Here is a 14723-nt window from a genome sequence, read left to right on the forward strand (position 1 = left end):
TAAATTAAGGGATAGGTATTTAAACACTGTATGCTCCTTTTTCCCTGAACAAAATGGCGAAGATTGTAATTCTGGGAGGTGGATTTGCAGGCATGCATGCAGCCAGAAAGCTCCTGGCAAACCTTGATCAAAAAACGCACAAGGTTGTCATGATCAGCAAGCATTCTGATTTTGTCTTCACTCCCCTTTTGCCCGAAGTTGAGATAGGCTTATTGGAGCCTTCTGAAGTAACACAGGATATACCCTCGGTCCTCAGGAAAAGAAATTTTGAATTCAGGAAGGCCGAAATAAAGTCAGTTGATTTTGAGAAAAAAATTGTGCATACGGACGCGGGCGATGAAAATTATGATTTCCTGTTTATCAGCATGGGCTCTGTGATAAACAAATCAGCCATTTCCCACCTTAAGATCCCTGATGAGAATGTCTATTGCCTGAAGAATATCAATGATTCCCTGAGAATTCTGAACAAGATAAATGACCTCGCTGCAAAGTATGAGGCATCCGCCAGCGCAAGGAAGCAAATCAACATTGTTTTTGTTGGCGCAGGGGCAACTGCCATTGAAGTCGCAGGCGAAATAAGGGACCATTTTAAGAGGCATTTTGCCAGGGCCGGGAATCATGAGGCAATCAAAGATGTGCATATCCACATGCTTGAAAAATCCGGCAAAATCCTGCCGCAGGTCCCTGACTCATTTCGGGATGAAGTGCTTTCCAGGCTGAAATCCGGGAGCATTGAGATTCTTTACAACTCAAAAATCCTCAGCTATGAGAAAGGCAGGATAGAAATTGAAACAGCTGAAGGGCCAATGAAGCTTGGCGTGAGCCTTTTCTTCCTGTCTGCTGGCGTAAATCCAGCCCCATGTGATACAGGTAAAAGCATTAAGGATGGAAGGGGATGCATAGTTGTTGATGAGCACCTGCAGGTCAAGGGAGTGGAGGATGCATGGGCAGCTGGCGACATTGCCTGCATCAACAACCCAAAGGACGGCACACCTGTGCCCATGCAGGCCCAATCAGCAGTTTCCGGCGGAAAAATAGCAGGATTCAACATAATTGCAAAAATAATGAACAGGCCCCAGCTCCAGTTTTCCTTTGAATCAAAGGGTTTCTTGCTCTCAGTCGGCCAGGGAAATGCAGTTGGCGAGATATTTGGCCGGATTTACACAGGTTACTGGGTCTGGTGGCTCAAAAGGACTGTTTACTGCAATGAGTTCTTTGGGATTTGGTGCAAGATGGGGAAATTTTTCAGCATCAGCCTTTTTTCCATTTTTAGGAAAAAATAATGTCATTCTGATCTCTTTTAAGTTTCAGTCAAGAAATAAACAAAAAAAGAAAAAATGGGATTACCATTCCTTCTTGAAAATTGTTGCTTCCAGCGAAAGCTTTCCCGGCCCGGAAAGCATCAATGCCACTGCAATGGCCAGTAAAGCCAGGTCCAGCTCATAGCCACCAACAAGCGGCATTCCCCACTTCGCACGGAATATTGCAACAAGCATAACAATTCCAATTAGCGTTGCTGCATATCTTGTGAACAGCCCAAGCAAAACCAGTATGCCGCCGAAGAATTCCACAATGGCAGCAACATATGCCATGAATGCAGGCATGCCCAGTCCGACCACCATTCCGGTGAAGGCTTCCATGCCAGGTGCCCCTCCCCACAATTTGCCATAACCATGCGCAATAAACACAATGCCGAGCACGACCCTGAGGACAGTGGGCGCCCAGTCACTGCATTTTGCAAACCATTTGCTCATTCCTGCCATTCTCAAATCACCCCCGAATGCACAGTTCAAACCTATAATTAAGCCTGATATACTACCTGGGAGTATTAAAACCTTTGCTTTGAATATGGAACAGAGAATTGTGGATTACTAATATCATGACTCCATAAGAAGGAAAACCTTTAATAGCGGTTTCTTTTTGCATAATCTGCGCAAATCACTCACTATAGCGTATAGCGAATATCGCGTTTGCATGGAGTTCAGGGGATTGAGCGAAGCGAAATCCCCTCAAGACTAATTCAAGTATCAAATGATCGTGTCATTTGCTCCGCTAGTGCAGTCAACGGATAGCCTTTTAACAAAGGCTATCATCCAAAAATGTCCTTTCTCCGAAAGGACGGATTTGCTTGCGCAAATCAACGTATAGCAATCATCTCGATTACCAGTAAATTGCGTCGAGGGACTTTATGTCCCTCTTGTTTTTACCAGATTTTTTTAAAAAATCTGCCGCGGAGCTGACCTCAGCTCGCACGGAAGGTAGGGAGACGTTCCTTCGGAAGTCTCCCGAACTGCGTCACAGAACGGAGTCATGGGATTAGAATGATAGCGAATTGCGTCGAGAGGCTTTATGCCTCTCTTGTTTTTACCAGATTTTTTTTAAAAATCTGCTCCGCTAGTGCAGTCAACGGATAGCCTTTTAACAAAGGCTATCATCCAAAAATGTCCTTTCTCCGAAAGGACGGATTTGCTCACGCAAATCAAGTTATAATATTCATAACGTTTGCATGGAGTTCAGGGGATTGAGCTTTGCGAAATCCCCTCAAGACTAATTCAAGTATCAAATGATCGTGTCATTTGCTCCGCTAGTGTAGTCCGGCCAATCATACAGCCCTCTCGAGGCTGTGACCCGGGTTCGAATCCCGGGCGGAGCATTTTATGGAGAAGAAATATATTTCAGCCGTGCTTGGCAGCATTCCTGTCACTGGATTTGTGCTTATCTGCTATTTTGCAGCTGTGTCCGGCACCCTTACCGAAGTCCGGGCCAACTACGCGCTTTTTTATCTTGACTGGGTTTTCCTTTTTTTCAATCTGCTCCTGCCCTATGCAATTGGCATAAAGTGGCGCAGGGTTTTCATATTCTATATTCCCTCCCTTGCAATTTTGTTTGCCATCCAGTATTCGTGGGACTGGCTTGGCCCTGTCGGGCTTGTCCACTTGGCAATAATGCCTTTGGAGGCAGCTTTGTTCATATCAATGATTTTGGCCGAGCCTGCCAACCTGAAGGCTTATGTCATCGCCATGCTTTTTCCCGCTGCATATTTTCTCTCTGCACTTTTTGTTGTCATCTTCATCTACAGCCGCGGCACAGACTGGATTGAAATATCCCTTGACGCATTGGGCCTTGCCATCATAATGCTAAGGTTATGGCATCTCTCTTCCTCCCGCAGGTAAACCATTAGCTTTTTATGCGGGCAGGCTTACATTTACTCCTTCTCAAAGGGGTGTGGCAGGATCGGCAGGAATTTTTTAGTGGCACAGCGGGCATGGCTATAATCATGCAGAAAATTTCCATTGGCATTTGGGCGCATATGGGTGAAATTGATGGAATCATACAAACTGATGAAACAGGGGCTTTTTGTGGCTGACACAGAGTTTAAGCTGGAAATACATTATGAGCTCCCGCATAAATTATTTTCAAGGCCCATTTTCTTTCTTTCCTACATGCTGAGGAGGCCTGATGGCACAACAGCTGATTCCGGCAAAATGAGGCTCCCATTTGGAACTGCCTATGGACCATGGCTCAGGAAAAAGGCAGCTGAGAAAAACATAAGGCTATACCATCGCAATGGAAAGTTTCACCCAGGGGATGATGTCAATAAATTAAGGCAAAAGGATAAATTCTTGCTCAGGGAAATAGGCCCGCTGCAGCACGCGCTTGTTGATGCCAAGATGCGCGCCTTCAACGCCATTGCGAAGGTAACCACCATTTATCCTTATGCTGTCACCCGCTTGTCTCAGCACAACCCATATTTTCCTGGCCAGGCTGTGCCCCCCCAGATTGATGAAGCCAACAATACAGAGCCTGGCCAAAGCAATCTGTTCGATTCGCCTGAACCAACCGCTGCAAATCCCCTGGAGCTTCAACAGGCCAGGCCTGACGATCATACAATGCGGCTCAACCTAGTTTATCTTGTGATGCAATACCGTTCCGCTGACAGGATGTCAGAAGAATGGGACACTCCCCTGGAAAAGACTGAGGCATACCTTGTCGGCCGCCTTGGCACAGGGCGAAGAAACACACCGCTCCTGCGGACGTATCTGCCCGTAGTATGGGACCCGGCATTGGCCCGGCAGGAATTTTTTGCATTGGACGCTGCAGTCAAGGACCAGATGATTCATGAAAACTTGCGCGGCGTTCCGGATGACTTTGGCAGGCAGGAGGCTTTTCCTGATTTGGAAAGGCGCCTGCATGTTATGCTTGCTGAGCATTATAATCTCATGAGAAATGACCTGCTTCTGCCTGGCGTTTTTTGAGATTGAAAACATCTATTCTGCTAAACTTATGTGGCACTTTTCGCGAATCTTTAAAAAGAAATCTGCCTGTCATGCTCCTATGTTCAAAACAGCGGATTCAGTTGCAATCTCGGGGCTTGTAAAAATCTTCAGCCGCGGCAGGAAGACAGTGAAAGCCCTGGACAATGTGTCTTTTAGCATCCGCAAAGGCGAAATATTTGGCCTGCTGGGGCCCAATGGCGCAGGGAAAACCACCCTCATAAGCGTGCTGTGCGGCCTTCTGGAAAAAAATGCAGGAAGGGTTGAAATATTGGGGAAAAATGTTGATAGGGACATGTCTGGAATCCAGAAGCGCATCAACCTTGTGCTGGGTTTCACCGGCATTGGCATGAGCCTGACTGTCTACGAGTTTCTAAAATACTATTGCATGCTTTATGGCCTGGGCAACAAGGATGCGCGAATTGCTTCTGCAATGAAGTCCGTTGATATTGAGGACAAGAGGGACACCATCACTCTTGAATTGTCATCCGGCTACAAGCAAAGGCTGCTTCTCGCAAAGGCATTGCTCAATGAGCCAGAGGTCCTCCTTCTGGATGAGCCTACAGTCGGCCTTGACGTGGAAATTGCCATCAAGATCCGTTCCCTGATAAAGGAATTGCAGAAAAAAGGCACTGCAATCCTGCTTACAACCCACAATATGTACGAGGTTGAGGAGCTCTGCGACCGGATTGCCCTGATTTCCAAAGGCAGAATAATCGCGCTGGGCACAGTTGATGAGATAAAGAAGATGATTAAGGTGGACAAGGTGATTGAGGTTGACGTCGACAGGCTTGCGGATTTTGCAGGGGAAATGAAAAGGCAGAAATACGTTGTCTCCAGCAGGATAGTTGATGATGTTGTGCATGTCAAGGTTGTCAGCTACGGGAATGTCAGGAAAGTCATGGATTTCCTGTCCAAGTCTGATTTTTTGATTTATTCTGTCAGGCTTGTCGAGCCGACCCTTGAGGAGGCCTTCCTGAAGATAATGCGCAAGGATGCCGGAGGGAAAAAATGATAGCCTTCCTCAACCGCGTCTATTCGCAGGTTTACAAGAACATCCTTGTGATGTGGAGGAATTATTTCAGGCTTTTTGATGTCACAGTCTGGCCTTTGATACTCCTGTTTTCAATAACCCTGTTCGTCAATTTTGTGCAGGGGGATGCAAGCATTGTGGCAATGGTCATCCTTGGCGTCACAGGATGGAGGGCGGTGTACCACATGCAGATAGACATGACAACAAGCTACATGGAGGAATACTGGAGCCATTCCCTCAACCATTTTTTGATATCCCCTCTCCGCATGGTTGAATTTATCCTGGGCAACATAATCACCGGCCTGCTGAAATTTTTCTTTGTGCTTGCCCTGTATCTCATAATCGGCAAGCTCATATTCGCATTTTCAATTGCAAACATGTGGCTATTTGTCCTTGGAATATTCTCCCTGTCTATTTTTGGCATTGCCATTGGAATGTTAAGCATGGGGATCATTATCATTTACCACGAAAATGCCTATACAGCATCCTACATCATCCCTGACCTGCTGGTCTTGCTGTCCGGAGTGTATTATCCAATCTCTATTTTTCCGGAAGCTGTCCAGTCAATTGTAAAGTTCATACCGGCTGTTTACGGGTTTGACATCCTGAAAAGCATCATCGGCCTTGCCGAGGTGAATTATGCAATGCTGATAGCCACAACTTTAATCTGGCTTGCCGCGTCTCTTCTTTTTTTCTCAGCCTGCTATCGCTATGCCAGGAAAAATGGAAAGCTCGGCAGGATGAGCTAAATGCCATTTGTCCGTTTCCCTGCCTTTCCTTTCACGCTCAACAATTGTTAATGGATACATTTTAATACTACCTCAAATTCAAGCTTTACAAGATTTGTAAATATTAAAAATAAGACGGCAGGCCCGGAAAAACCTGCCATGTTGGAGGGATGGAAATGGTGAAAGTGAACTTATGGAATGTCCTGATTGTCATTGTGCTTGTGCTGACGCTGGCAAACCTGGCGATGACATATAATGTCTATTCCAGGATAACCAAGGGAGAGGCAGGCTTTCCCACGGAGAAAAAAGGCTCAACTGAATCGCAAATATTGCTGATGGATGATGACCCTGTAATGGGCGATGATTCAGCCCCTGTGACAATAGTGATGTACTCTGACCCTTCATGCCCGTTCTGCGCAGCAGTTGCAGGCGCGCCAAGCATGGTGAGCTATATGAAAGGAAGGGATGCCAGCTGGGAGCCTTCCATGCCTAATATTGAAAAGGATTTTGTGGAAACCGGCAAGGTCAGGCTTGCCTATCGCTATACAGTCGGGCATGGAACAGGCGGCGAGGCAATGAAGATAATGCTGTGCGCAAATGAGCAGGGCAAGTTCTGGGAAGTGCACGACCAGGTGTATCTGCACCAGGACCAGGTTGAGGATATCGCAGCAGTTAAGAAGTTCGCAATTGATGCAGGCGCAGATAGCGCAGAGCTGGACAGCTGCCTTGCAAGCGGAAGGCCAGATGCAAAAATGGCAAAAGACCAGGCAGAGGCCAGAAAAGCAGGCGTGCAGGGCACTCCTGCAATGCTGATTGAAGATGAGCTTATTGGCGGGGCAGTTGGATATGCCCAAATCAAGCCAATTATTGAAGGAAAGCTGGCATAGGATTTTTTTATTATTTTTTTTCTTAAATTTTCTGTCTTTTATTCCATCAAAGAGTGCCGAGCGCTTTTTGCGCAGAATACTGGAATGAAGGGTAAAACCGCCTGCCTTCCAATATAATTCTTCCAGCTGTATTGTCAGGGGAAAATTTAAATCCACCATGCCCTTCAATTTCAACCCTGGCGCCATGGATCGGGCCTATGCTCACAAAATTGTGTGAATGGTTTTTGCCCAGAAGCTTGATCAGGCCTCCTGTGGCATCCTTAGCCACCTGATTTTCACCAAGCCACAGCGTACCCTCAACAATAATATAAGTTTCAGGGCCGGAGAGCCTCTCGCCCAGACGCAGGCCATAATGCGAAATCTTGTCGCCGTTCAATCGGAAAGTGCAGATATTGCCTTTTGTGGATCTTGCGTCCTTGGCAACTTCGCTTTGGTGTGTCCGGCCATAAAGCTCGAATTTGCTGTCTTCAGCGCCCCTGCCAATCTCTGAATATTCAATAGCCTGCCGCAATCTGAACTCAGAATTTCTTGCTCCATCCCCTATTTTGGAATGGCCAATATCCCCTACAATCCCAACCTTTAATTTGCTGGCGTATGCCCCTACTGCTGATTTTTTGATATTGCCAAAAATGCTGATGATGCCTCCAGTTGCCCGTTCGGCTGCTTCCAGTTCCGCCAGGCTGTCAATATTTTCACCGGTTTCCAGCGTGATATGGCCGCCGCTCATCAACTCTCCGATTCTCGACTTATAACCAACATCAGTTTTTTCAAGGGAGGGAGTGCCATCATATCTAACCGACACTTTTGCTTCGCCTCCTTCCATCTTGTGGCCGACATTCGGCATTGGCCAGTCCGTGCCTTCCAGGTCAGAGATAACCACATTAACAACCAGCTTTCCGCCCCTTTGATGCACTCCGATGCTGTCTTTGCCTGAGGTTGTAATTGCAATTTCGCCCCCGGACTGGTATGCCCCATACATGTTGCCGTCAGTTCGCAGTTGTTCACTTGTGCGGTTGCTTTTGCTTATGAATGTCAGGGAGCCTTTGGAAAGCCCTGTGCCCAAAAAGTTAAAGGCAGAATTGCTGAGCCGATGATAGTCATTGGCGTCTATCCTAATGTTCTCAAAAGGCCCTGTATATTTGTTTATTAGCATACTCAAATATAATCCGGCTCCTTCCTGGTTGCCTGTTCGGTCCGGCAAAAGATTCAGGAATTCTGGAATAAATGCCGATATTGGAAGCCCATGGGCCAGCTCGGGGACTTCTTCCGGTGATGGTGTGCTGATGCTGCTTATTGAACTTGGAATATCATCACCGCTCGGCCCATAATGGAAAGGTCGTGTTCTCAGCTCATATTCACTTTCCACAAAAAATCCACCCGCAAACTTGCCCGTGTATTGGCTCATGATGCTTTCCAGGTCTGCAGCATAATTCAGAACATCTGCATCATCAGGAGCCATGGCATCCCGGGCATGGCCTTGCCTTGTGCCTTTTGCCTTTCCAAACAGTCTCTCGAATGAGGAAAACAGGTCCTTAAAATCCCTGACAGGTTCCCGTATATATGCCCTCCACCTCTGAAGCTCAGGGATATCGGAAAATCCCCACTTCTCTGCTGTCAGGAATGATTCAGCAGCAGCTTTGTATTTTCCTTTATTGTAAAATCCCTTTCCCGCCTGGTGGTGATGCTGCATTTCCATTTGATGATGGCGCACGTACAGGCTGTCCAAAAGGCCTTTCATCTCATACAATTCAGTTTCCAATAAGCCATCGCCATGAAAATATGCCCTCAGGTATTTCACAGGGTCAATCCTTTTCTCGGAATCTGCCTGGGCTTTCAGGTGGCCTTGCCATGCGCCGAGGAGCTGTTTTTTGGCCTCCTCAATTGAGCCAATCACCTTTCCATCCTTGCTCAGTATTTTCGCATTGTTCAATTCTTCGAGTATTTTTTTGAAGTCAGGAAGGAGATGCTTGTTGTCCTGGTACCACTTTTGGCCATATGGATGTGAATGGGTGTGCCATGTTTCAGGAGTTATCTGGTCAAGTGGAACAGCAGGGGGCATGCGCACAATATCGGTTTTACGGATTGACTCCAGCGCATTTATGCTGGTATATTTTATGTACCGCAGGGCAATCTCTGTGGATTCATCCTCATATCCTCCTGCGGCAGGAGGATTCAGCCTTTTGGCTGCATCAATCCTCATCCTGATGGCCACTAAATTTGAATAGTCATTTGCATAGGCCAAGCCATGGGCTTCATGGATGTGCTGTTCTGCCCTTTCCGGGTCAATAAGAATTTGTGTTCCAGTGTCCAGCCTGCTTAATTCGCCCTCAAGTGAGCGGGCAGGCGCCTGGCTGTCCAGTTTTCTGAATAAACCCGTGATATCATCTTTCATTTTTCTGCTCTATTTTTTCCAATCCTTTTGAGCGTCTCGACCTGCCTCATTTTGAAGGCAGCATAAACAGCATGGTAGGCCAGCGACCCAAATGTCGGGTCCAGGTTGCTGATGAAATCCTTCATCTCCCCAAATTCCTGGTCATTCAAAGGCACTTTTTCTTCCCTTAATTTTTCAATCAGGGTTTGCGTAGCCCTGCTGTCCTCTTCCAATTCCCTTTCCATTTTTTCCTTCAGCATCAGCGTGAGGTAGAATCTCCCGTTTATCATGTGGTCTATCTTGTAGCCAGGCAGCTCTGCCACAGTGTTTTCAATTTTCAGGCTGTCCTTGCCGCCAATCTGTGCCAGGTAATCAACAACAAAATCCTGCGCCTTGGCATGCCTTTTTTCCGGGTCCTGGATGAAATAATAGTTGCCCATGAGCTGTTTTACATAATTGTCAAGAGAGGATATTTTGCTTCTCGTATGCTCGACATCGATTTCCGCCTCTCCGGCTTTTTCCATCAGTTCCATCCTTGTGCGGTACTTCACAAACTTGTCGAGGCCATCCTGGTTGAGGCCTTCCACCCCTGACTTTGACAGGTAAAGAATTATCCTGCGGTGCAGGTCAATCAGGTCATTGAATGATCCCCATTGAAACTTCCATGCATCCAGCTGGGCAATCAGGGAGTCGCCCAGGTCGCCCCTCTCCACTTTCAGGGCATGGTAAGAATTCTGCGGAATGTTGGCAATCATCCTGTCCTTTTCAGCCTGTATTATCACGGCCAGGCCCTGCCCGACTTTTGCCGGCAGTTCACTCCTCTGTTGCAATTGTGCATCGTCTGTCATTTTAAGTCACTCATTTCAAAGGCACCTGCGGCCCCTTGTGGATTTCGCCATCATACATTTTGCATACTCTTTCCCTGCCTCCTGGGAAATTCTTGAAAATTTGCTCATAAATATTGCCGCTGTCCTTCAGCGGGCAGTTGGCCTGTTCCAATAAATTCTGGTTGAGTATCTTCATCCTAAGCACGCTCCTGTCCTGCGCTGATCTTGCCAATGCGCAATACTTAGATGTGACTCCGTCTGCTGTCACATATGAGACAACCACATGGTCAGGCCCCTCGCCAAGGACGCAATGCTCAGTTGTGGTTGTTATGGCCGGAAGCATCTTCTGCGACTGCTCCTTTAGATACCCTGCAGCCTCTTTTTGCGCATTTGCAGCATCCCTGCTCGCATTAGCTGTTTCCCTTGCTGCAGAAAGCATCTGGGAATCAGTGTTCATCCTTCCCTTTACATATCCCTTCATGACACCTGTTCTTTCATCTTCAATCCTGGTGCGCTGCTCAAGCTCTTCGCTCCTAATCCTATTATCATTATGGACTGCAATCCTGGCAACTTCTTCCATGGAAAGATTATGTTCCCTCACAGCCCGTAAATAGGCAGCCTTATAGTCAATATCAATTTGCCTCCAGGCTTTTTCTGTTTCTCTGGCAAATGCCAGGTTCTCGCCATGCATCTCCTTCGCAGCCTCGATTTCCATGGTCTTGAGCCTTGTATACAGGCTGTCCATCCTGTCAAGCCTTTGCCTTTCCAGCCTCTCTTCCCTTGCTTCAGTATGTCTCTGGTTCATTGTTTCAACTGTTCCTGCCAGAAAAGCCATCTTGAAATATGGGCTGCCAATCCGGTCCCATTGAAAATTCCCAGCCCGTTCGAGTTGCCCGCGTTCCTCAGGGCTTAATGTAATCCAGAATTCATCCAGCAGCTTGTCCAAATATAGTTCCTGCATCAATTTTATCCCCAATTGTCGCGTCTCCCATCAAAAGCAGTGTTAAACAAACACCCTATATAAAGATTTGCATCTTTACTACTTTGTGATGGTGTAAATTCTTGCACGGCAATAGCTAAAAATGACAGGGCATTTTGCATTCCAATGTGCGGCCGTATGACTCATCCAAAATGGCCATGCCTTCAACAAGGCTGATATTGCTGAAGGTTGTCACAAGAGGGAGAAGGATTACGAGGATATTGAGTCAATTGCCCTGGTTGAGAAGGAGCTGGACTGGAGGAAGATTGTACAAAAGGCAATTATTATGCGCCCGAAGATTCCGTGGATACTGATTGATTTGGAGGAAAAGATACGAATGCTTCGCAAAAAAGTCTTTATCAAGAAAGAAATCTTAGACATGATTTATGACGAAGAGGAGAAGGGGAGGAAGACGACGCAAAAATTCCGGAAAAAGAGGGCAAAGCTTTATATATAACCAACTATAAGGTATATATAGGTGATATATAATGGCTCAGGCAACAACAATACAAATCGACAAGACAATCTTGAAATCATTGCAGGAGGCTAAGGATTACCCTAGGCAGACATATGCGGAGCTTATAAAAAAAATGCTCAGTCTATACAGGAATTCGAAGAAAAACAACCAGTATGATGCTTTTCTGCACAAGATACAGCAGTCCAAAATGAAGGAGCTGTGGGATAATAAGGAAGATGAGGCATGGGAAAATGCTTAAGGCAGGGGATGTTGTTTTAGCCAATGTGCAGTTCGCTGACACATTTGAGATAAAGAAAAGGCCGGCTTTGGTGCTGTTTGAAGAATTTGGGAATGTTGTTGCAGCGGGAATAACCAGCAATCTTGAGATGAAAGGTATTGCATTGACCAGAAAGGAGGGCGCTGTTAAGGACAGCGTGATTAAGCTAAATTACATATTCACTATTTCTAAAATAATGATTGAAAAAAACCTTTTTTCATTGTCAAAAGAAAAGAAGAAAAAGGTGTTTGACGCATTTGTAGATAAGTTAAATGGGCTGAATGAGTGAATTATAGCCTGCCATTTCTAAAGAGCCAGTAAATTGTAAATGTGGATAATATGATGATTAAGACATGAAACAAAAAAATAAGCCAGAAGGATGTGTCTTTTATGTTTTTGGCTAAGCCAGTCCATTTGAAGTAAAATTCAATCTTCCCCGTTTTGAACCCCCTGGCAATGCCGTACAGCGAAATCAAAACTAAAACAAAGAGAACGACCGAGGTCCAAAGGGCGAAGAGCATGGCAATCATTAGCAATGATGGTAATAAAAATGTTTGGGAGAATGGATAAAGCGAAGGCACATTATTTTACAGCATCAACAGAATCGGTATTATCGAACTGCTGCCTTTCTCCTTTATTATCTCCTTGATTTTGTCATATCTTTCCATATTAAGATAATATTTCCAGCCATGCTCCTTCTTTTTTTTGCCGCAGATACGCTGCTTAACCAATGCTTCTAGCACTTCCTTTGCTATTGCAGCATTTGGAAGTCCGGCAATAACATTACCCTCATACATTGAGCCTTTGCCATAGCAGGTTGCCGTGTGAAGCCTCCTCACAATGAACCTGCTGTATTTTATGTAATCACTCTTGTAAACTTTCATGACTTTATCGAGATAGGCAAGCTTATATAGCTTTTCTTTTTAGGTATATACCTATATCCCTTGTGGTATAAATACAAATCTTTATATACCACCACCACTACCACCAGTTTATGAAAGAAAAAAGCGCATTTTTGGAAAGAGAAGGATATTCACCCAAAAATAAAGTCCTTGATTTTTTGATTATAGCGCAGGATTTTGACTATTCACTTAAAGATATTGCGAAATATTCAAAAATAAGTTATCCATGCATTAAACAATTAAAGAAAGAATTAGTTAATGATAAATGGATATTCCTGACAAGGAAGGTTGGAAAAGCCCAGATGTACAAATTAAACATAAAACTCAGTAAGGTGCAAAAATTCATTGATTTTTATTGGGCTGTTGTTAATGAGGAAGTTGAAAATAAATTAGGAATCAAGAATAAAGAAACAAATGCTAGCGAAACCTATAGGTCTGCTGCCCCGATATCTATTTCTGCAAGACAGTGTTAGCTTCACATCCCTCGCATCCTTCGCTAGCCTGCCTCATTCAGGACACTATTTAGTTATTCTCATTTTGCGGTCTTGAACATGGATATAGGATTAAAACAGGAGGTTCATTTGAGCCCATTACTTTCTGCATATATTTTAGCATCCCAAAGAAGCAGTGGCTATGATTATATTTAAGCCGAACGGCCATTTTTGGCCATCCGGCGTTTAAGCTGAAAAAGGACGCCGCGGCCCGACATTCAAAATCAGTTTAAACAAATGCTATTTCTTTTTAATTATTATTTTAGAAAAGCATCCTATTATTTAATTTTTTCTATTTTTTCTCCGAGTTAAGCGTAAATATTTTCATGGCTTTAAGCTTATTGTGGTAAAAAATTATTTGATAAAATTTTTGGTAGATGAAATTCAGTTTGAGAGAATAAAATTAAATGCATCCGCAAAAGGTCATAAAACAATTTCGTCTTATCTGCGGGATGTAACGATGAATAAGGATCGGAAAATAGAAACAATGATAGTTGAAATTCATAACGAGGTTGTCAAAAATGGAAGAGCAAGAGCTTGAAATCCCTGAATGGGTAAAATTAGTAAATCAATTATTAGAAATAGCAAAAGCTAATGTCTAACTTGGAGAATTAGCATTAAATTATATTTTTTAGCCATCTGTCTATTTCCATGCTGGAAATTTCATTGGGAAAATAATCTTCTATGCTTTTGCATAACCTCATTCTCAGCTTGTAAGTTTTAGCATGCTCTGCATAGGCAAACCAGCCTTGAAAACTCTCGTAAATTTTGTCGTAATGCCCCCCCCCTTGCGAATATAATACATGAAATTTTTCCAGCGTTCTTTTCATCTTTTTTATATTGGATTTCTTGAGCAAGTTATAATGATAAAAGACACGAAATCCAAGATACCCTGTTCCTTTGCCTATATTTATTATCCTTGATTTTTTTGGATGAAGCTCTATTTTCAGATTTTTACCGAGAAATTCATCTATTTGTTTTTTATATTCTACCAACTTTTCTTTATCGTTATGCAAAATAACAAAATCATCAACATATCGGATATAAGACTTAACTTTCAAAGTGTGTTTTATAAAATAATCCAGCTCATTAAGGTAAACATTCGCAAAAAACTGAGAAGTAAGGTTGCCAAGAGGCATTCCTTTTTGCTCTTCTTTGGTGTTATGATTGGTGAGAATGAGTTTAATGAGCCATAAAATATTTTTGTCTTTAATCCGCTTTTTTATTATTTCAATAAGAATTTGCTGGTCAATGTTTTCAAAATATTTTTTTATGTCAGCTTTCAATACATAGCAAGATATTGTATTATTTTTACTTACTTTCCTCTTGAAATAATCAAATCTTTGCAATGCTTTCAATGTTCCTTTGTCTTTCCTGTTTGCATAAGAGTCATAGATGAATGTTTTTTCAAATATTGGCTCAATAATGTTGCATAAAGCATGATGCACAACCCTGTCACGAAAATCTGATTTGCTTATCTTCCTTGTTTTCGGGTCG

The 14723-nt window shown here is 44.1% G+C and carries 17 protein-coding genes and 1 tRNA gene; 12 read left to right on the forward strand and 6 right to left on the reverse strand.

Annotated features, from left to right (window positions below; translation table 11 throughout):
* Positions 1-53 precede the first annotated feature (53 nt).
* Positions 54-1283 carry an FAD-dependent oxidoreductase gene (locus tag J4227_00365; protein MBS3108967.1) on the forward strand — a complete coding sequence of 410 codons (1230 nt, stop codon included), beginning with the start codon at positions 54-56 and terminating at the stop codon, positions 1281-1283.
* A gap of 60 nt (positions 1284-1343) precedes the next feature.
* Here the strand turns inward: J4227_00365 and J4227_00370 are convergent, their stop codons facing one another.
* Positions 1344-1754, reverse strand: a complete 411-nt coding sequence (locus J4227_00370; GenBank protein ID MBS3108968.1) for a DoxX family protein — start codon at positions 1752-1754, stop codon at positions 1344-1346.
* An 824-nt stretch (positions 1755-2578) separates the two neighbouring features.
* On the opposite strand from J4227_00370, the gene J4227_00375 reads away from it, so the two are divergent.
* The 6 genes from J4227_00375 to J4227_00400 all read left to right on the forward strand — a co-directional run bounded on the left by J4227_00375 (position 2579) and on the right by J4227_00400 (position 6922).
* Positions 2579-2653: transfer RNA gene (locus J4227_00375), tRNA-Glu, on the forward strand.
* A 4-nt stretch (positions 2654-2657) separates the two neighbouring features.
* Positions 2658-3173 carry a hypothetical protein gene (locus tag J4227_00380; protein MBS3108969.1) on the forward strand — a complete coding sequence of 172 codons (516 nt, stop codon included), beginning with the start codon at positions 2658-2660 and terminating at the stop codon, positions 3171-3173.
* Positions 3174-3323: 150 nt separating this feature from the next.
* On the forward strand, positions 3324-4256 hold the full coding sequence (locus tag J4227_00385) for a hypothetical protein (GenBank protein ID MBS3108970.1): 933 nt from the start codon (positions 3324-3326) through the stop codon (positions 4254-4256).
* 79 nt (positions 4257-4335) lie between these two features.
* Positions 4336-5289, forward strand: a complete 954-nt coding sequence (locus J4227_00390; GenBank protein ID MBS3108971.1) for an ABC transporter ATP-binding protein — start codon at positions 4336-4338, stop codon at positions 5287-5289.
* Positions 5286-6056 carry an ABC transporter permease gene (locus tag J4227_00395; GenBank protein ID MBS3108972.1) on the forward strand — a complete coding sequence of 257 codons (771 nt, stop codon included), beginning with the start codon at positions 5286-5288 and terminating at the stop codon, positions 6054-6056. The genes J4227_00390 and J4227_00395 overlap by 4 nt, the downstream gene beginning before the upstream one ends.
* Before the next feature lie 155 nt (positions 6057-6211).
* Complete coding sequence (locus J4227_00400; protein ID MBS3108973.1) at positions 6212-6922, forward strand: thioredoxin domain-containing protein; 711 nt, start codon at positions 6212-6214, stop codon at positions 6920-6922.
* 46 nt (positions 6923-6968) lie between these two features.
* Here J4227_00400 and J4227_00405 read toward each other — a convergent pair whose 3' ends face one another.
* The 3 genes from J4227_00405 to J4227_00415 are packed head-to-tail and all read right to left on the reverse strand — an operon-like array spanning position 6969 to position 11081.
* Positions 6969-9314, reverse strand: a complete 2346-nt coding sequence (locus J4227_00405) for a hypothetical protein (GenBank protein ID MBS3108974.1) — start codon at positions 9312-9314, stop codon at positions 6969-6971.
* Positions 9311-10141: a hypothetical protein gene (locus J4227_00410; GenBank protein MBS3108975.1), complete on the reverse strand. Its 831-nt coding sequence runs from the start codon at positions 10139-10141 to the stop codon at positions 9311-9313. The genes J4227_00405 and J4227_00410 overlap by 4 nt, the downstream gene beginning before the upstream one ends.
* 10 nt (positions 10142-10151) lie before the next feature.
* Positions 10152-11081: a hypothetical protein gene (locus tag J4227_00415; protein MBS3108976.1), complete on the reverse strand. Its 930-nt coding sequence runs from the start codon at positions 11079-11081 to the stop codon at positions 10152-10154.
* A 304-nt stretch (positions 11082-11385) separates the two neighbouring features.
* Between J4227_00415 and J4227_00420 the strand changes: the two genes are divergently transcribed.
* Genes J4227_00420 through J4227_00430 form a run of 3 tightly spaced genes read left to right on the forward strand, consistent with a single transcriptional unit; the run spans position 11386 to position 12122 of the window.
* Positions 11386-11556 (forward strand): hypothetical protein, encoded by a 171-nt coding sequence (locus tag J4227_00420; protein MBS3108977.1) that lies wholly within the window; start codon positions 11386-11388, stop codon positions 11554-11556.
* A 31-nt stretch (positions 11557-11587) separates the two neighbouring features.
* Positions 11588-11815: a hypothetical protein gene (locus J4227_00425; protein MBS3108978.1), complete on the forward strand. Its 228-nt coding sequence runs from the start codon at positions 11588-11590 to the stop codon at positions 11813-11815.
* The gene (locus J4227_00430; GenBank protein ID MBS3108979.1) at positions 11793-12122 is read left to right on the forward strand and encodes a type II toxin-antitoxin system PemK/MazF family toxin; all 330 of its coding nucleotides are present in this window, start codon (positions 11793-11795) and stop codon (positions 12120-12122) included. The genes J4227_00425 and J4227_00430 overlap by 23 nt, the downstream gene beginning before the upstream one ends.
* Before the next feature lie 298 nt (positions 12123-12420).
* Here J4227_00430 and J4227_00435 read toward each other — a convergent pair whose 3' ends face one another.
* Entirely contained in the window at positions 12421-12717 is a 297-nt protein-coding gene (locus J4227_00435) for a hypothetical protein (GenBank protein MBS3108980.1), read from the reverse strand.
* A 110-nt stretch (positions 12718-12827) separates the two neighbouring features.
* Here J4227_00435 and J4227_00440 point away from each other — a divergent pair, with 110 nt between their 5' ends.
* A complete protein-coding gene (locus tag J4227_00440; protein ID MBS3108981.1) occupies positions 12828-13208 on the forward strand; it encodes a hypothetical protein in 381 nt (126 codons plus the stop codon).
* Positions 13209-13569: 361 nt separating this feature from the next.
* Positions 13570-13767: a hypothetical protein gene (locus J4227_00445; GenBank protein MBS3108982.1), complete on the forward strand. Its 198-nt coding sequence runs from the start codon at positions 13570-13572 to the stop codon at positions 13765-13767.
* Between the two features lie 76 nt (positions 13768-13843).
* On the opposite strand, the gene J4227_00450 is transcribed toward J4227_00445, so the two are convergent.
* The coding region (locus J4227_00450; protein MBS3108983.1) for a group II intron reverse transcriptase domain-containing protein at positions 13844-14723 on the reverse strand (880 nt) is incomplete at its 5' end.

This window comes from Candidatus Woesearchaeota archaeon, from assembly GCA_018303405.1.
Taxonomy (GTDB): Archaea; Nanobdellota; Nanobdellia; order Woesearchaeales; family JABMPP01; genus JAGVYD01.